The 17,518-nt window shown below is 58.7% G+C and carries 15 protein-coding genes and 1 other RNA gene; all 16 read right to left on the bottom strand.

Annotated features, from left to right (window positions below):
• Nucleotides 1-59 precede the first annotated feature (59 nt).
• Nucleotides 60-1,295: a cell division protein FtsA gene (gene ftsA, locus FDP08_RS16445; protein WP_137437390.1), complete on the bottom strand. Its 1,236-nt coding sequence runs from the start codon at nt 1,293-1,295 to the stop codon at nt 60-62.
• A gap of 36 nt (nt 1,296-1,331) precedes the next feature.
• A complete protein-coding gene (locus FDP08_RS16440) occupies nt 1,332-2,171 on the bottom strand; it encodes a cell division protein FtsQ/DivIB (protein WP_137437389.1) in 840 nt (279 codons plus the stop codon).
• A complete protein-coding gene (locus FDP08_RS16435) occupies nt 2,164-3,138 on the bottom strand; it encodes a D-alanine--D-alanine ligase (protein WP_137437388.1) in 975 nt (324 codons plus the stop codon). The genes FDP08_RS16440 and FDP08_RS16435 overlap by 8 nt, the downstream gene beginning before the upstream one ends.
• Nucleotides 3,131-4,576 carry a UDP-N-acetylmuramate--L-alanine ligase gene (gene murC / locus FDP08_RS16430; RefSeq protein WP_137437387.1) on the bottom strand — a complete coding sequence of 482 codons (1,446 nt, stop codon included), beginning with the start codon at nt 4,574-4,576 and terminating at the stop codon, nt 3,131-3,133. Before murC ends, FDP08_RS16435 begins: the two co-directional genes overlap by 8 nt.
• Nucleotides 4,569-5,654: an undecaprenyldiphospho-muramoylpentapeptide beta-N-acetylglucosaminyltransferase gene (gene murG / locus FDP08_RS16425; RefSeq protein WP_137437386.1), complete on the bottom strand. Its 1,086-nt coding sequence runs from the start codon at nt 5,652-5,654 to the stop codon at nt 4,569-4,571. The genes murC and murG overlap by 8 nt, the downstream gene beginning before the upstream one ends.
• Nucleotides 5,647-6,849: a putative lipid II flippase FtsW gene (gene ftsW / locus FDP08_RS16420; RefSeq protein ID WP_137437385.1), complete on the bottom strand. Its 1,203-nt coding sequence runs from the start codon at nt 6,847-6,849 to the stop codon at nt 5,647-5,649. The genes murG and ftsW overlap by 8 nt, the downstream gene beginning before the upstream one ends.
• Complete coding sequence (murD, locus tag FDP08_RS16415; protein WP_137437384.1) at nt 6,849-8,189, bottom strand: UDP-N-acetylmuramoyl-L-alanine--D-glutamate ligase; 1,341 nt, start codon at nt 8,187-8,189, stop codon at nt 6,849-6,851. The genes ftsW and murD overlap by 1 nt, the downstream gene beginning before the upstream one ends.
• A gap of 14 nt (nt 8,190-8,203) precedes the next feature.
• Entirely contained in the window at nt 8,204-9,289 is a 1,086-nt protein-coding gene (mraY, locus tag FDP08_RS16410; protein WP_137437383.1) for a phospho-N-acetylmuramoyl-pentapeptide-transferase, read from the bottom strand.
• Entirely contained in the window at nt 9,274-10,665 is a 1,392-nt protein-coding gene (locus FDP08_RS16405) for a UDP-N-acetylmuramoyl-tripeptide--D-alanyl-D-alanine ligase (RefSeq protein WP_137437382.1), read from the bottom strand. Before FDP08_RS16405 ends, mraY begins: the two co-directional genes overlap by 16 nt.
• Nucleotides 10,662-12,146, bottom strand: a complete 1,485-nt coding sequence (locus tag FDP08_RS16400; RefSeq protein ID WP_137437381.1) for a UDP-N-acetylmuramoyl-L-alanyl-D-glutamate--2,6-diaminopimelate ligase — start codon at nt 12,144-12,146, stop codon at nt 10,662-10,664. The genes FDP08_RS16405 and FDP08_RS16400 overlap by 4 nt, the downstream gene beginning before the upstream one ends.
• 4 nt (nt 12,147-12,150) lie before the next feature.
• Entirely contained in the window at nt 12,151-13,890 is a 1,740-nt protein-coding gene (locus FDP08_RS16395) for a peptidoglycan D,D-transpeptidase FtsI family protein (protein WP_137437380.1), read from the bottom strand.
• 30 nt (nt 13,891-13,920) lie between these two features.
• Entirely contained in the window at nt 13,921-14,328 is a 408-nt protein-coding gene (ftsL, locus tag FDP08_RS16390) for a cell division protein FtsL (RefSeq protein ID WP_137437379.1), read from the bottom strand.
• A 25-nt stretch (nt 14,329-14,353) separates the two neighbouring features.
• Nucleotides 14,354-15,322 carry a 16S rRNA (cytosine(1402)-N(4))-methyltransferase RsmH gene (gene rsmH / locus FDP08_RS16385; RefSeq protein WP_137437378.1) on the bottom strand — a complete coding sequence of 323 codons (969 nt, stop codon included), beginning with the start codon at nt 15,320-15,322 and terminating at the stop codon, nt 14,354-14,356.
• A complete protein-coding gene (mraZ, locus tag FDP08_RS16380) occupies nt 15,319-15,771 on the bottom strand; it encodes a division/cell wall cluster transcriptional repressor MraZ (RefSeq protein WP_137437377.1) in 453 nt (150 codons plus the stop codon). Before mraZ ends, rsmH begins: the two co-directional genes overlap by 4 nt.
• A 305-nt stretch (nt 15,772-16,076) precedes the next feature.
• Nucleotides 16,077-16,438: RNase P RNA component class A (gene rnpB / locus FDP08_RS16375), an RNA gene on the bottom strand.
• 63 nt (nt 16,439-16,501) lie between these two features.
• Nucleotides 16,502-17,368 (bottom strand): 16S rRNA (cytidine(1402)-2'-O)-methyltransferase, encoded by an 867-nt coding sequence (gene rsmI / locus FDP08_RS16370; protein WP_137437376.1) that lies wholly within the window; start codon nt 17,366-17,368, stop codon nt 16,502-16,504.
• Between the last annotated feature and the right edge of the window lie 150 nt (nt 17,369-17,518).

The raw sequence follows: 17,518 nt of genomic DNA, 5'->3' as shown, positions 1-17,518 counted from the left end.
TGATTTTTCGAGATTATGATTTTCGAGATACCTTCGTGTACGTCTTCTACTGGCGACCGTCAGAAATGACCGGTAAACCAGGCTTTCATGCGCTCAAACAGCGTGGGTGCTTCTTCACCCTTAAGCGCCGGCGCCCGCCCCAGATCCATCTGGCGGAAGCCATGGATCAGCAACCCCACGCCGGTGGCGTAGATCGGGTTGTTGACCACCTCCGTCATGCCGGAGACCCTCTGCGGACAGGCGAGTCTTACCGGCATGTGGAAGATTTCCTCGGCCAGTTCCACCACGCCTTCCATGGTGGAGGAACCGCCGGTAATCACGATGCCGGCCGGGATCAGGTCTTCAAATCCCGAACGGCGAAGTTCTGACTGCACCAGGGTGAACAGCTCCTCATAGCGGGGTTCCACCACCTCAGCCAGGGCCTGGCGGGAGAGATCCCGCGGCGCCCGGTCGCCCACACTGGGCACCTTGATGGTTTCGTCCGCACCGGCCAGCTGTGTCAGGGCGCAGGCGTATTTGATCTTGATTTCTTCGGCATTCTGCGTGGGTGTGCGCAGGGCCATGGCAATGTCATTGGTCACCTGATCACCTGCAATGGGGATCACCGCCGTATGGCGAATGGCACCACCGGTAAACACCGCAATGTCCGTGGTTCCCCCACCGATATCCACAACGCAGACACCCAGTTCTTTCTCATCCTCGGTGAGGATGGCGTGACTGGAGGCCAACTGCTCGAGAATGATGTCATCCACTTCCAGACCGCAGCGCTTCACGCACTTTTCGATGTTCTGGGCTGCGTTTACCGCACAGGTCACCAGATGCACCTTGGCCTCCAGGCGCACACCGGACATGCCCATGGGTTCCTTGATGCCTTCCTGGCTGTCAATCACGAACTCCTGGGGCAGGATGTGGAGAATTTTCTGGTCCGCCGGAATGGCCACCGCCTGCGCTGCGTCGATCACCCGGTCAATATCTGCCTGGGTTACCTCCCGGTCGCGGATGGCGACAATGCCATGGGAATTCAGACTCTTGATGTGGCTGCCTGCAATGCCTGCATACACCGAATGAATACGGCATCCTGCCATCAGCTCCGCTTCTTCCACTGCTCGCTGTATCGCCTGGACGGTGGTTTCGATATTGACCACCACCCCACGCTTGAGCCCGCGGGACGGGTTGGACCCGATACCTACGACCTCAATGGTCCCGTCCATTTTGCGTTTGCCGACAATCGCAACCACTTTCGAGGTTCCGATATCGAGGCCGACAATCATGTTTTCCGTTTCAACCGATGACATGTATTCCACCAAACCGTAGGTCTGAAATTAGCGTTGCTATGATTTTGACCGGGATGCCGGCTCTACCGACTTCCACTGAACCGCCACCCCATTGCTGTAGCGGGCATCCACCCGGCTGACTTCGTCTGAACGTGATGCCAGCCGTTCCTGATAAACCGTAATAAACCGATCGAAGCGCTCCTCTACCTGATCCCTGCCAAGAACCACTTCAATGCCATTGGCCATGGTCAGTGTCCAGGCGCCTCGCTGTTCCAGGCTTAACCCCGCAAATCCGAGGTTATGGCCCGTGAGCGTGTCCGCCATAACCCGCGCCATGCTGATGACTTCCTTGACGCGCTCGTCCGGGCCGGCAAGCCGTGGCAATTTCCCCGCCACTTCCGGATTACCCGGTGAGAAAAGCTCGCCATTCCGGCTCACCAACTGGTCGCTGTTCCAGTACGCCAGCGGCTTTTTCTCGCGAATCTCAACCTGCAACCGGTCCGGCCAGACCCGCTTGACTGCCGCAGACTCTACCCAGGGCCGCTGCTCCAGACTGTCCTTGATCTCAGAGAGATCCGTGGCAAAAAAACTGCGCCCAATCCATTTACCGGCGCTGCGCTCCAGCGACGTGCGGTTCTCACCCACCAGGGTGCCGGTTACATCAATCGCCATGACCTGACGGTCCATGGCATTGAGAAACTGGCTGGTCCCCCAGGGCACCATCGCAGCCAGTAAAACAATGGCCGCCCCCATCATCACCTGACCCCAGGGCGCCGCTGCCAACACTGCCTTCAGCAAACCAAACCGGTCCCGCTCAGGCCCCAGGGAAGTCGCTCCCTTGCGCCTGGGTGGATCAGACGGAACCGCCCGACTCCGGATCAGTAGGCGTTCAAGCATCGCCAGCCTCCAGCGTGTCTGTAAGGATTCGCACCACCAATTCTTCAAAACTGATTCCCGCAGCTTTCGCCGACATCGGCACCAGACTGTGGTCGGTCATCCCCGGCACCGTATTCACCTCAAGCAGCCAGAAGACACCACTCTTGTCCTGCATGATGTCCACCCGTCCCCAGGTACGGCAGCCCAGTACCCGAAACGCCTCCAGCGCCAGATGCTGAAGTTCCAGTTCACTGTCCGGATCAAGGCCGCAGGGAATCTGGTAGCGGGTATCGTCGGCCAGGTACTTGGCGTCATAGTCATAGAACACATGATCGGTGCTCAGACCGATGGCCGGCAGCGGCTGGTCCTGCAGCAGGCTTACCGTGAATTCCGGGCCTTCAACCCATTCTTCGACAAGTACCAGCGGATCCAGTACCGCTGCCTGCTCATAGGCTTCAACCAGTTCCTGGCGGCTGGCTACCTTGCGGATACCGATACTGGAGCCTTCCCTGGACGGCTTGACGCTCAGGGGCAGAGTCAGTGCCTGCAGGATACTGTCGGCTTCATCCACCGAACCCATGGCGCGGAACTTCGGGGTTGGTAAACCGCAGCCCTCGAAAACGTACTTGGTGCGCAATTTGTCCATGGCCAGCGCCGAGGCCAGAAGGTCGCTGCCGGTGTAGGGAATACCCGCCTGGGACAGGATTGCCTGGATCGTGCCGTCTTCTCCTCCGCGGCCATGCAGCGCGATGAATACCCGGTCAAACTGAGGATCCTCCACGGTCTTGAGCAGGCAGCCGCGAACATCCACCGGATAGGCGTCAACACCGGCAGAGAGCAGGGCCGAAAGCACGGCCTGGCCGCTTTTCAGAGAAACCTCGCGCTCGGCGGAATCCCCACCCATAAAGACGGCGACGCGCCCGAATGCTTTCAGCAGTTCCGGATCGGCCTGATAGCCCTGTGTGTCCACGCGACTCATTTCACTCATCTGCAATCACTCCTGCCGCCGCCAGACGAGCCGCAACACCACCAATATCCCCCGCCCCCTGTGTAATCAGCAGGTCGCCGTCCCGCAGGTTGTTGGCGAGCAGGGTTTCAATCTCGTTGTTGTCTTCCACGAAAACCGGTTCCACGCTGCCGCGCTGGCGAATACTGCGACACAGTGCACGGCCGTCCGCCCCGTTAATTGCGGGCTCACCCGCGGAGTAAACCTCCATCAGCAGCAAGCCATCCACTTCCGACAACACCCGTACGAAATCCTCGTAAAGATCCCGGGTCCGGGTATATCGGTGGGGCTGGTACAGCATCACCAGCCGGCGGTCGGGCCAGGCATCATGGGCCGCGCGGATAACCGCCTCGACTTCTGTGGGATGATGGCCGTAGTCATCAATCAGGGTGATGGTGCCCTTACGCGTCTTGTAGTCACCATAAACCTGGAACCGGCGACCAACACCCGCAAAACCCGCCAGCCCCCTACAGATGGCGGCATCTTCCACGCCTTCATCCGTGGCTACTGCAATGGCCGCCAGGGCATTCAGCACGTTATGGCGACCCGGCATTTTCAGTTCCACGTCCAGGTCACTTCGGCCCCCGGGGCGACGAACAACAAAGCGGGTTCTGAGTCCGTCGGACTGGATGTTTTCAGCACGATAATCGGCCTCCGGATTATCGATGCCGTAGGTAATGATGGCGCGGGAAATCCTGGGGATGATTTCCTGCACAAAGTCGTCGTCCACGCACATCACCGCGACGCCGTAGAAAGGCAGGTTGTGGAGGAAATCCACAAAGGTCTGCTTCAGCCGTCCCACATCGCCGCCATAGGTGTCCATGTGATCGGCTTCGATATTGGTGACGACAGAGATGACCGGTGTCAGGTGCAGGAACGACGCATCGCTTTCGTCGGCTTCTGCCACCAGATAGCGGGACCCGCCAAGCTGCGCGTTGGTGCCGGCACTGTTGAGCTTGCCACCAATCACGAAGGTGGGATCAAGGCCGGCTTCGCCCAATACTGATGCGATAAGGCTGGTAGTGGTGGTTTTTCCATGGGTACCGGCGACGGCAATGCCATGGCGATAGCGCATGATTTCCGCCAGCATTTCGGCACGGGGCACGATGGGCACCCGGCGATTGCGGGCAGCGGTCACTTCCGGGTTGTCGCCACCCACCGCCGAAGACACCACCACGACATCTGCTGAGGCACTGTTCTGTTCACGATGTCCGATGAAGACTTCAATACCCATGGCGGTCAGCCGGTCGGTCACCGCACCTTCACGAATATCCGAACCGGAGACTTCGTAGCCCTGGTTCTTCAGTACTTCGGCAATGCCGCTCATGCCGGCGCCACCAATTCCGACAAAGTGGATATTGCGGATACGGCGCATCTCGGGCACCTGATAGACCAGCGGGGGATTAGTGGGCTCAGCCATTGGCAGCCTCCAGACAGTAATTCACGACTCTCTCCGTTGCATCAGGGCGGGCCAGCGTCTTTGCCGCCTTCGCCATATCGATAATCCGGCTGCGATCCTTTCCGAGATCCGCCAGGGTTTCCGCCAACAGATCCGCCGACAGCTTTGGCTGTGGCACCAGGATCGCGCCTTTGGCGTTGACCATTTGCTGTGCGTTTTTTGTCTGGTGATCGTCCACGGCGTGGGGAAACGGCACCAGAACCGCTCCAACACCTGCGACGCACAGCTCGGAAACGGTCAGCGCCCCTGCCCTGCACAGCACAATATCCGCCCAGCCATAGGCCTCGGCCATGTCCTTGATAAAGGGCTCTACAGAGGCTTCCACACCGTTTTCGCTGTACGCTTCTCGGGCTTCCTCTACATTCTTTTCACCACACTGGTGGCGCACCGTCGGGCGCTCGGCTTCAGGCATCTTCGCCAGCGCAGCGGGCAACGTGCGGTTAAAGACCTGGGCACCCAGGCTGCCTCCAACCACCAGCAATCTGAGCGCACCGGCGCGGCCCGCCATCCGCTGTTCCGGTTCCGGGAGTGCAGCCAGATCCTGCCTCACCGGATTGCCGGTGCACCGGGTTACCACATCTGCGCCGAAACTGCCGGGAAAGGCCTCAAGCACCGTGGTGGCAAAGCGCACCAGAATTCTGTTAGTCATGCCGGCAATGGCATTCTGTTCATGAATCACCAGTGGCGCCTTGGTGAGCCAGGCAGCAACACCACCCGGGCCGGTCACGAACCCACCCATCCCGATCACACAGTGGGGGCGAATGCCACGGACAACCGTAAAAGCCTGCCCCAGTGCCCGCATCAGTCGGAATGGCGCCATCAACAACGCCAGCCGGCCCTTGCCCCGCAACCCTGAAACCTGGATCAGCGACAGTGGTATGTCGGTGTCACCAATCAATCGCTCTTCCATGCCGCCCCTGGAACCGAGCCAGAACACCTCATGGCCTTTCTCCTGGAGGTTCCTGGCTGTTGCCAGGGCCGGAAACACATGTCCGCCGGTGCCCCCGGCCATCATCAGAAAGCGCCGTTTGTCAGTCATAAACCGCACCTCCCCTGGCTGCCGGTTTACGGGACTTCTCGCTGGCGACTCTTTCACGATCAAGCCGTTCCATTTCCACCCGTGCCAACACACCAATACAGACGGCGGTAATCATCAGGCTTGATCCGCCATAACTCACCAGAGGCAGTGTCAGCCCCTTGGTGGGCAGCAGCCCGGTGCTGACGGACATATTGATGCTGGCCTGCAAACCGATCAGCAGGGTGATTCCGTAGGAGAAACACGCGGCGAACGGCATCCCGGCCTTCTCTGCCTTTCTGGCAATCACGAATCCTGTGACCACCAGAACGGTGAAAAGCCCCAGCACAATGAGCGATCCCAGCAATCCGAACTCTTCGGCGATGATGGCGAAGATAAAGTCGGTATGGGCTTCGGGCAGGTAAAACAGCTTCTGCACCGAATTGCCAAGGCCCGTGCCGGCCCATTCGCCGCGACCAAAAGCAATCAACGACTGGGTAAGCTGGTAGCCGGTATCGAACTGGTCCTTCCAGGGATCGAGATAGCTGACAACCCGCTTCAAACGGTAGGGCTGGGTAAACACCAGTACCGCCCCCATGACCACCAGCACGCCAATCAATGGCATAAAGCGGCTCAGGCGAACCCCGCTCAGGAAAATCATGCCGGCAGCCGCCGCCACAAGTACCACCGTGGCCCCGAAATCAGGCTCGATAACCAGCAGCACTGAGGCAATACCAAGCACACCGAGTGGCTTCAGAAAGCCTGCCCAGGTATTCAGAAGCTCTTCCCGCCGGCGCACCACGTAGCCCGCCAGGTAGGCGATCAGACACAGCTTTGCGATCTCCGACACCTGCACGTTAAAGAGACCGAAAGAAATCCAGCGGGTGGAGCCGTTTACCGTGCGGCCCAGTGGCGTCAACACCAACAACAGTGACAACAGCCCGATACCCAGCAAAAGCCAGCCACTGCGCTCCCACCAGGAGATCGGTACATTCACCGCAACCAGGGCGAACACACAGCCAATGCCGGCAAAGATCAGCTGCCGGATCACGTAGTGGTAACTGTTACCCATGGTTTCCGCTGCCATATCCATGGAGGCGGATGAAATCATCACAATGCCAACCACCAGCAATGCCGCGGAACAGATAATCAGCAACGGCAACGGGCGCAGGTCACGGAACAGGCCTTGATGACCGGGGAGAGACAGATTTGCATGCATCACAACCCCTCCACCTGATTACGGAAACTGTCGCCGCGATCACTGTAGTCGCGGAACATGTCGAAACTGGCACAGGCCGGTGACAACAGCACCCTGTCCCCCGGCTCTGCCAGATCTGCTGCCTTATGGACTGCATCCTCCATAGTGGCGGCATGAACAATCCCGATCTGACTACCAAGGACAGCTGCAATAAGCCCGGCGTCCGTGCCTATCAGAACCACGGCTCTGCAATGGGCCGCGACCGGTTCCGCCAGCGGCGAGAAATCGGCACCCTTGCCTTCACCACCGGCGATAAGAACAACTTTCCCGTCGGCCGGCGCCAGGCTTTCAATGGCAGCCACGGTGGCACCCACATTGGTGCCCTTGGAGTCATTGATGTAATCCACATCAGCAACCCGCCGGACGAACTCACAGCGGTGCGGCAGTCCTCTGAAATTCCGCGCAGTCTCCAGCATCACATCCATCGGCAGACCGGCAGCATGTCCCAGCGCCAGCGCAGCCATCACGTTACTGATGTTGTGACGACCCATCAGGCCCAGCTCATCGGCCAACAACAGGTTCTCGAAGCCGAAGGTAATCCAGGTTCCCTCATCATCATCCCGGGTACTGAAGGTATCCGGATTGACCCGGTGAAACCCGAAGCACAGGAACCGGAGACTGTCTCTGGCCATCGGCGTGCTCAGGGCATCATCGAGATTTACCACCGCATTCTTGCAGCCATTAAAAATCCGCTGCTTGGCCTGGAAATACTCCATTTTGGTGGGATAGCGGTCCATATGGTCATCGCTGACATTCAACACGGTCGCCGCCAGAGCATTGAGCTCACGGGTGGTTTCAAGCTGAAAACTTGATAGCTCCAGTACATACAGATCCGCGCCGCGACCAAGCAGGTCCAGCGCCGGGGTGCCAATGTTGCCCCCTACTTCCACATGGCGACCGGCTGCTCTGGCCATTTCTCCCACCAGGGTGGTCACCGTGGTTTTGCCATTGGAGCCGGTAATGGCAACAATCGGTGCGTCTGCCGCTTCTGAGAACAGGTCAATATCACCACGGATGGTCGCACCCTGTTCCGCGGCATGGCGGATAGCAGGTTCTGCGATGCTGATACCCGGGCTCACCACCAGCTCGTTGAAACCGGCGAAAACCTGCGGATCAAAATCACCCAGGTACACGGGCAGCTCTGGCCAACCGGCAGTCAGTTCGTCCAGACCGGGAGGCGCCACGCGGCTGTCGGCCACGGCAACGTCGCGGCCTTTTTCGATCAGATAGCGTACGCAGGAGAGCCCGGTTTTACCGAGCCCTACGACCAGCGTACGACGATCTGAAACGATGACACCCATGGTGCTTTGCTTCCCTATCTCAGTTTCAGGCTGGCGAGGCCAACCAGTACAAGAACAACGGTAACGACCCAAAAGCGCACGATAACGCGCGGCTCGGGCCAGCCTTTCAGTTCAAAGTGGTGGTGCAATGGCGCCATGCGGAATATCCGCCGGCCGGTCAGCCGGAAAGACGCCACCTGCAGAATCACGGAGACAGTTTCCATCACGAACACACCGCCCATGATGAAAAGCACAATCTCCTGCCTGACAATGACCGCCACAACACCCAGGGCCGCGCCCAGAGCCAGGGCACCCACGTCGCCCATGAATACCTGCGCCGGATAGGTGTTGAACCACAGGAAACCCAGCCCCGCGCCCACCAATGCACCACAGAAAACAATCAGTTCGCCGGTGCCCGGCAAGTGAGGAATCAGCAGGTAGTCGGCGAACTGCGCATGGCCAGAAACATAAGCGAAGATGCCCAGGGCCGCTGCAACCATAACCGTTGGCATAATGGCCAGACCGTCGAGGCCGTCGGTGAGGTTCACCGCGTTACTGCTGCCAACAATCACGAAATAACTCAACAGGATGAACAGCACCGGCCCCAGGGTCAGCGACACGTTTTTGAGGAACGGCACATAGAGCGACGTTTCCTGAGGCAACGACGAGCTCATAAACAGTGCTATCGCCGCCGCGGCACCAATCACAGATTGCCAGAAATACTTCCAGCGGGCCGGTAGGCCGCGAGGGTTGCGCTCTACCACTTTGCGATAATCATCGACCCAGCCAATTGCCCCGAAGAACAGGGTTACCAGAATCGCGACCCAGACATACCGATTACTCAGGTCGGCCCATAGCAGTGAACTGACACCCACAGCCACCAGGATCAACGCTCCCCCCATCGTCGGCGTACCTGCTTTACTCAGGTGCGTCTGCGGCCCATCGTCACGAATGGCCTGGCCAATCTGGTACTGGCTCAGCTTGCGAATCATGAACGGCCCGATCAGCAGTGAAATCAGCAGCGCTGTCAGCACACCGAAGATGCCCCGGACCGTGAGGTACTGGAAAACCGTCAGCGCGGAAAAATATTGTGAAAGAGCCTCTGTCAGCCAGAGCAGCATGCGTTACCCACCTTTTCTTTTATTCCCTCCACCACGCGATCCATGGCAGAACTGCGAGAACCCTTGACCAGTACCGTCAGTGAATCGGCAGGCCCCTCAAACAGACGACGCACAGCGTCATCATGGGTCGCACACACCTCAGCGGCATCCCCGAACCCTTCAACGTATCCTTCACAGCCATCACCCACGACCAGCAGGCGCTCGATACCCATGGTCCTGGCAAACTCACCGACTTCCCGGTGCAGCGCGAGGCTGTCGGGGCCCAGCTCCGCCATGGCGCCCAGAACCGCAACGCGGCTGGCAGGAAGCGCTGCCAACACGCCAAGCGCCGCTTTTATCGACGCAGGGTTGGCGTTATAGCTGTCATCAATGACCGTTAATCCTGACGACAGCTCAAGAATCTGCAGGCGCCCCTTTACCGCCTGGACTGACGCCAGCCCCTGCTGCACCGCGTCATCACTGGCACCCAGTTCACGTGCGGCCGCGATTGCCAGCAGTGCATTGGTAATGTTGTGCTCGCCGTGTAACGACAGGCTTACATCACAGGCCCAGCCCCCGGGACCACAAGCCCTAAAAGCAAGCGAACTTCCATCATCACGGACACCGTCGGAAAAGTAGTCTCCACCGGCGCCGGCCTGCTTGCTTACACCAACAACCCGGCGTTCGCCGGCTCGCCGTTGCCATTTTTCAAAAGCCGGATCATCCCGGTTGAGCACGACCAGGCCGGACGGTGCGACACCATCAATGATTTCACCCTTGGCAAGCACGATATTGTCGTAGCCACCGAAACCCTCGAGATGGGCCTGCCCGGCATTGGTCAGGATCGATACATCCGGACGAACAATGTTCACGGTATGGGCAATTTCATTCAGACCGCTGGCGCCCAGCTCGATTGCGCCGTACTCATGTTCAGGAGCCAGCCGGAACAGGGTCAGGGGAACACCGATGTGATTGTTAAGATTGCCTTCGGTTGCCAGGGTGTTGCCCACACGGGAGAGGATGGCAGCGACCATTTCCCGTACCGTGGTTTTGCCACTGCTACCGGTGATGGCCACAAACCGTGCCGAGCTGACGTTACGGTTACCCGCTGCCAGTTTTGCCAGTGCATCTATAGTGTCTGGCACCAGTATCTGAGGAAGCGCCAGATCCGGATCGGCCTTGTCCACCACCGCCGCCACGGCACCTGCCTTCTGGGCAGCCGCCAGATAGTCATGTCCGTCAAAGTTCTCGCCTCGCAATGCCACAAACAAGTCACCCGCGCCAATGTTGCGCGTGTCGGTGGAGACCCCGCGGAACACCAGCCCTTCCAGGCTCGCCCCTGCCGCTGTGGCGCCAAGCCAGCTCAGGGCTTCGGTCAGAGAAAACGACTGCATCATGCGACACCTCCGTTCAGTGACAGTGCGTGCCTCACCTGTTCGGCATCGCTGAACGGAATACGCTGGTCCGCCAATTCCTGCCAGGCTTCATGGCCCTTGCCGGCAATCAGGACAATATCACCAGGCAGGGCCGAGTGAACGGCCTGCCGGATGGCCTCAGCGCGGTCATGAATAACGGTTACCTGCTCCGGATGGCTGAACCCGGCCACGATGTCGGACGTAATGGTTTCCGGGTCCTCGCTACGGGGATTGTCATCGGTCACGATCACTACGTCCGCTGCCTTTTCCGCTTCCCTCGCCATCTCCGGACGCTTGCCAGTGTCGCGATCGCCGCCGCAGCCGAAAACGCAGAACAACCGACCACCGACATGAGGACGCAACGCCGCAAGCGCGCTGTTCAGGGCATCCGGCGTATGGGCATAGTCCACAACCACACGGACACCATTAGCGCCGGCGAATGACTCCAGCCGTCCGGGGGGCGGCGATAGCCGTTCAACAGCGCGCTGAACCCGCTCAACAGGCACCCCGAGGCTAAGAACCGCCGCCATCGCCGCCAGGATATTACTGACGTTAAAGCTACCCAGCACCGGGGCGGAAATCTTGAACCGGCCCCAAAGCCCATCAACACTGGCCGTGAATCCGTCGATGGATGGCGAGAATTCGGTCAACCAGAGTTCGGTCTGGGATTCGTGCAGACTGTAACGGACACGATCGCATTTTCCCTCAAGCTGCTCATAAAGCTGTCTTCCGAACGGATCGTCAAAATTCACCACCGCAAAGTGGAGCTCTTCACGCTCAAATAGACGGGCCTTGGCAGCACCATAGGCCTCCATTGACCCGTGATAGTCGAGGTGATCCCTGGTGAGATTGGTAAAAACCGCCCCGGTCATGGTCAGATTATCGATGCGTCCCTGATCAAGAGCATGGGAAGACACTTCCATTGCCGCAGCGCGCCCACCCTGTGCAAGAATCTTCGACAGGACGCGATTTACCTGAACAACATCCGGAGTCGTGTGTGAGCCCTGCTGCAATGCACCGGGCATGCCGTAACCAACGGTGCCAATTACACCGCAAGGGGTGCCGGTTTCCTGCAGCAGCGTCGCGATATAGTGACTCACCGAGGTTTTGCCATTCGTGCCGGTCACGCCTATCAGACGCAACCGCTGGGACGGGTGTTCAAAGAACCGGTCTGCAATCTTCCCGAGCCGGGCCCGTAAATCCGTTACCGGCACAATTAGCGCACCTTCATGCTCGTGGCATTCGTCTGCTTGCATCACTTCGAGCAGGACAACGGTGGCACCGGCGACGATTGCGTGTTCAATATAATGGTCCGCGGGCGTTCGGGTGCCAGCCAGGGCAATAAACGCATCGCCGGCCCTGACCTCCCGGCTGTCGGTCTTCAGGCCGTGGATAGTGACATCAAACACCGATGGCACCGGCGCGATTCCCTGCAACAATGTGCTGAGTGATGTAATACACATAACCCTAACCCCGCTCCCCGGAAGCCGGGCGCGGCTCTTCCGCCTCGCCCAGCTCCAGTTCCGGCTTTACGTTCAGCAGCCGCAACGCATCACCCATCACCCGGGCGAATACCGGTGCAGCCACTTCGCCACCGTAATATTCTCCGGACTGGGGAGCATCAACAGCCACCACCGTGACAATTCTCGGATTGTCGATCGGAGCCATACCGGCAAATATCGCCTTGTACTGGCTGTCTTCATATCCGCCCTTGCCAACCAGGTGAACAGTTCCGGTTTTGCCCCCGGCGGAATAAAACCCCGGCTGCGCGCGCTTCCCTGTGCCGTTTTCCACGACTTCCCGCAACATTTCCCTGATCTGGAATGAGACTTCCTCGGAAAGAACTCGTTCCCCGACAGGCTGCTCGTCAGCTTTCAGAAGGCTTAGCGGATAGCGAATCCCGCCGTTGGCCAGCACCATGTACGCCTGCGCCAACTGCAGAGCATTAACGCTCATGCCATAGCCGTAAGACAGGGTTGCTTCTTCAACAGGCCGCCATTTCGGTGGCGCCGGCAACACGCCAACCGCTTCCCCGGGAAACCCGATTCCCGTAGGTTGCCCCAGCCCGAGACGGGCATAAAGATCCCTTATGGTGTCGCCACCCAACTCGGTAGCGATCTTGCTGATACCGACGTTGCTCGATTTCGAAATCACGTCGGTCAGGCTGATCACGCCATAATTCCGGTGATCGCGGATGGTAAAACGACCAAAACGCCGATATCCCGGCGCTGTGTCAATGGTGCTGGATGCCTTGAATTTTCCCGACTCCAGCGCCGCTGCCATGGAAACCGGTTTCATGGTCGACCCGGGCTCAAACAGGTCGGTAATCGCCTTGTTCCGCAACCGGTCCGGACTGAGCTGGGTGCGGTCATTAGGGTTGTAAGACCCCTGATTCACCATGGCCAGAACTTCACCGGTATCCACATCCAGCATCACCAGCGTTCCGCCCCTGGCATTATGGGCACCTACTACGGCCTTCAGCTCTCGGTAAGCGAGGTACTGCAACCGCAAATCGATACTGAGTTCAAGATTGCGCCCAGGCCTAGCATCACGGATCAGCGTCAGGTCCTTGATAACCCGACCACGATTGTCCTTGAGGACCCGCTTGCGGCCGCTTTCGCCACTCAGCCACTCGTTATAGGCCAGCTCTATACCTTCCTGACCGCTTTCGTCAATATTTGTGAAGCCGACAACATGAGAGGTGACCTCTCCGGCCGGATAGTAACGACGATATTCCTGACGGCTGTACAACCCCGGAATACCCATGGCAAGTACCTGCCTTGCCGTCTCCGGCTGCAGTTTACGGCGAAGATAGACAAACTCCCGCTCCGCATATTTGCGCAGGCGCTCCCGAAGCCTGGCCTCATTAAGGCCGAGCAATCGAGCGACATTCGTTAACGCGGGCTCGTCCGCGTCTATCTCTGACGGGTTTGCCCAGATAGTTTCAACCGGCGTGCTGACCGCCAGCGATTCACCATGGCGATCCGTCACAACTCCCCGGTGGGCATCGATACTCTCTACCCGTATGGTCCTTACATCGCCCTGCTTTCTCAGGAAATCGTTGTCCACTACGTGCAGATCAACCAGCCGCCACGCCAGGGCACCTACCACCAGAAGAAACACACCCAACACGGTGCCATACCGCCAGGCTCCAAGCCCGGCAGCCAGTCGCTGGCCCCATGATGCTGTCTTTCCCTGATCGGACAATGTCTTCACCTTACGGTTTGTTATTTTCGTTCAACGCGCCCCGACAAGGGGCGCCATCAATGGCACCAGAACAATGTCCTGCTTGCCGGGCACAACCATGCCAAAACGCTCGGAAGCCAACTGCTCCACCCGTCCGTGGGCGCTCAGCGCGCTTTGCTCCAGCAGCAACTGGCTCCACTCGCGCTGGTAGTTGTCACGCTGCTCCTGCAACTGCGACAGGGTATTGAACAATTCCCGGTTTTCGTGAGCACTGACCACGACACCCAGCGATGACACCACCAGAAGCATCACCAGCCCCATGGATATCAGCACACGCTTCTGTTGAAGAGCTGCGAAGACCTGTTGCGACAGCCTGACCGCCGTAGCCACACCATCCCTGACCCGCTGTTTGTTGAGTCGTGCTGTTTTTGTCGGCCTTTCAATGGCTACCGCGCCCATGGTTACGCGCTCCCTACCTGTGTTGTTACTTGTGTTGTTCCGGTATCCGTTCGAGAACGCGCATAACTGCGCTTCTCGCCCGTACGTTGTCACTGACTTCTTCTGAATCCGCCTTGTTCGCCTTGCCGATCAGTCGGAATGCCGACGCTTCCTGCTCTGCAGTTACCGGCACGCCTTTTGGCAGTCTCGGGCCGCGAGCCAGGTCACGCATGAAGCGCTTGACCAGTCGGTCTTCCAACGAGTGGAAGCTGATCACCACCAGCCTTCCGCCGGGCATCAGCTTTTCCACTGCAGCACTGAGCCCCGCCTCCAGGTCTTCCAGTTCCCGGTTGATAAAAATCCGGATGGCCTGGAAAGTCCGGGTTGCCGGGTGCTTGTGCTTTTCCTTTTTCGGAACCGCCTCGCTGACCAGTGACGCCAACTGATGCGTGGTCTCAAGTGGCGCTTCTTTACGGCGCTCCACAACGAGACGGGCGATACGGCGGGAGAACCTTTCCTCACCGTATCGCCAGATCACGTATGCGATGTCTTTTTCATCCGCTTCGGCCAACCACTGCGCCGCACTCGGCGCCTGGCCCGGATCCATTCTCATATCCAGCGGACCATCCCGCATGAAGCTGAATCCCCGGGTAGCGTCATCCAGTTGCGGGGATGAAACACCAAGATCCAGCAGCACGCCATTAACCTTCATCCATCCCTGAGCATCCGCAGCTGCGCCCAATTCGGCAAAGGAGCCGTGAAACGGCAGAAAACGCGAGTCCTCCTTCGCCAATTCCCGGGCCACCTCAATGGCCTCCGGATCCTTGTCGATGCCCAGTAGCTTTCCGCCTGGCCCAAGCTGGCCGAGAATCAGACGGCTGTGGCCACCGCGACCGAAGGTGCCGTCGATATAGACGCCATCCGGGTCGTTAACCAGCAAATCGACCGCCGAGTCAAGGAGCACAGAGCGATGCCGGTACTGCCCGGCCGACCCCTGCTTGCGGTCGGCGGTCATAGCGACAATGCCTCCATTTGTGGTGGCATTTCGTCCTCATCCGACGCTTCGTCAAGCCATGCGAACCAGCGCTCTTCACTCCAGAGTTCCAGTTTCTTGCCCTGGCCAATCAGCATCAGTTTCTTCTCGAGACGCGCATAACTGCGCAGTGTGGGCGGAACCAGAATGCGGCCGGCGGAATCCAGCTCCAGTGGCGTGGCATGCCCCAGCAACAGACGCTGCAACCTGCGGGCGGCCTTGTTCATGTTGGGAAGTGCTTCGATCTGTGGCCTTAGTGCCTCCCACTGAGGCTCCGGATACACCAGCAGGCAGCGCTCTTCATCGGCATTGGCCGTCAATACGATGCGGCCACCGCAGGCGTGCGCGAGCTCTTCACGCACTCTGGCGGGGATCGCAAGGCGACCCTTCGCATCCATATTGATGGCATGACTGCCAAGAAAATTGCTCATTTGCACCTATTCCGGGGTTTTGAAACCACAAATAACCACTAGAAACCACTTTTTCCCACTTGTGCACACTATAGAAACACGCAATACACAATGCAAGCGCCGCGAACAGCGCCACACCCGGGAAAGTTCCTTTTATGACAAGAGGTTACAGAACAAGATTGGCAACAGGCTGGAGATTACGGAAAAGAAAAACCCAAAAATCAATCACCTGCAGATACAAGTGAAGACGGCAAGTGAGCTCTAAGATTTTTTGGCTATAAAGGTTTGCGGGTGAGAATGACAAAAGTCACACAAAGCGGAAAAGAAAAATGAGCTCGCCGGTAAGCCGGGTTCTGTCTGGGACAGTCATTCATCTAGGGCCTGCGTCGCCACAGGCCTCAAGCGACCTACCCGAATCCAGCGCGGGCCGCGCTATAGGATTCCTATTTGGTCTTGCTCCAGGTGGGGTTTACCATCGCCGTGAACTGTTGCCAGTCACGCGGTGCGCTCTTACCGCACCATTTCACCCTTACCGGTGACCGCGAACATGTCACGGCCACTTAGGCGGTATACTTTCTGTTGCACTTTCCGTCGGCTCGCGCCGCCCAGGCGTTACCTGGCACCTTGCCCTGTGGAGCCCGGACTTTCCTCCCCCGGTAAAACCGGCGGCGACTGTCTGGCGAGCTCGGGAGAGACCTTACTCCAGCTCACCATGGCAGGCAAGGGAAAACGAACAACGATAACGTCTCCGTCATTCCGCCTTCAGCTCCAGTGCACGCTGGTAGAGTTCGTTCTTGGAACTGCCGGTCAATTCCGCCGCCAGCTTCGCCGCCTTTTTCACCGGCAGCTCCTTCAGCAGTAAACCCAGTACACGATCTACCTCGACCGAACCAACGGCAACTTCGGCATCGCTGGCTCCGTGAACCATGACCACGAATTCGCCGCGACTGCCATGGGGGTCGGCTTCAAGAGCGTCTCCCACCGATCCGGCCGCACCTGCATAGAAGGTCTCGAATGCTTTCGTAAGCTCCCGCGCCAGCACCAGCTCCCGCTCAGCTCCCATTACCTGCTCGATATCCCTGACGGTATCAACAATCCTGTGCGGGGATTCATAGAACACCAGGGTTGCTGATTCCCTGGCAACACGCTCCAGCGCAGCTTTTCGCGCCCCCTGTTTGGCAGGCAGAAAACCCTCAAACAGGAAACGGTCGGTCGGCAAGCCAGCTGCGCTTAGCGCTGCAACAAGGGCGCAGGCACCGGGCACCGGGCTGACCCGAAAGCCACGTGCCCGCGCCTCCCGGACGAGCACATATCCCGGATCAGAGATCAGCGGTGTGCCAGCATCGGAAATCAGCGCAACGTCCTGGGATGCTGCAAGCTTGGCCAGAACCTGACCGGCTTTGTCCCGCTCGTTATGGTCATGTAGCGCCATCATGGGCTTGCGAATTCCCAGGTGCTGCATCAGGCGGCCACTATGCCGGGTATCTTCCGCTGCAATTACGGAGACCCGTGATAAAATCGATGCGGCCCTGGGAGACATATCGTCCAGATTACCGATGGGAGTGGCGACGATGTAAAGTGTGCCAGAGTGTTCTGGCTGGTCATTCTCCGAGTTCACGAATACCTCTCTTTGCTCCGGCGGATGACGCCAACGTCATGTGAATTCACGTGGGAGCTGTTAAACTTGCGGGCCTGATTAAGCAAACCATTTACAGGAAGCCCGGCGGGATCAGGGCTTCCGGCATGATGCCGCCGATTACCCGGCGCC

It is taken from the genome of Marinobacter panjinensis (genome assembly GCF_005298175.1).
In the GTDB taxonomy this organism is placed as follows: Bacteria; Pseudomonadota; Gammaproteobacteria; order Pseudomonadales; family Oleiphilaceae; genus Marinobacter; species Marinobacter panjinensis.
This window is presented reverse-complemented; position numbering and strand designations above follow the sequence as displayed.

Bases quoted from the DNA above. Each gene is read 5' to 3' on its own strand.
- ftsA (WP_137437390.1), bottom strand. From the start codon at position 1,295: ATGTCATCGGTTGAAACGGAAAACATGATTGTCGGCCTCGATATCGGA.
- FDP08_RS16440 (WP_137437389.1), bottom strand. From the start codon at position 2,171: ATGCTTGAACGCCTACTGATCCGGAGTCGGGCGGTTCCGTCTGATCCA.
- FDP08_RS16435 (WP_137437388.1), bottom strand. From the start codon at position 3,138: ATGAGTGAAATGAGTCGCGTGGACACACAGGGCTATCAGGCCGATCCG.
- murC (WP_137437387.1), bottom strand. From the start codon at position 4,576: ATGGCTGAGCCCACTAATCCCCCGCTGGTCTATCAGGTGCCCGAGATG.
- murG (WP_137437386.1), bottom strand. From the start codon at position 5,654: ATGACTGACAAACGGCGCTTTCTGATGATGGCCGGGGGCACCGGCGGA.
- ftsW (WP_137437385.1), bottom strand. From the start codon at position 6,849: ATGCATGCAAATCTGTCTCTCCCCGGTCATCAAGGCCTGTTCCGTGAC.
- murD (WP_137437384.1), bottom strand. From the start codon at position 8,189: ATGGGTGTCATCGTTTCAGATCGTCGTACGCTGGTCGTAGGGCTCGGT.
- mraY (WP_137437383.1), bottom strand. From the start codon at position 9,289: ATGCTGCTCTGGCTGACAGAGGCTCTTTCACAATATTTTTCCGCGCTG.
- FDP08_RS16405 (WP_137437382.1), bottom strand. From the start codon at position 10,665: ATGATGCAGTCGTTTTCTCTGACCGAAGCCCTGAGCTGGCTTGGCGCC.
- FDP08_RS16400 (WP_137437381.1), bottom strand. From the start codon at position 12,146: ATGTGTATTACATCACTCAGCACATTGTTGCAGGGAATCGCGCCGGTG.
- ftsL (WP_137437379.1), bottom strand. From the start codon at position 14,328: ATGGGCGCGGTAGCCATTGAAAGGCCGACAAAAACAGCACGACTCAAC.
- rsmH (WP_137437378.1), bottom strand. From the start codon at position 15,322: ATGACCGCCGACCGCAAGCAGGGGTCGGCCGGGCAGTACCGGCATCGC.
- mraZ (WP_137437377.1), bottom strand. From the start codon at position 15,771: ATGAGCAATTTTCTTGGCAGTCATGCCATCAATATGGATGCGAAGGGT.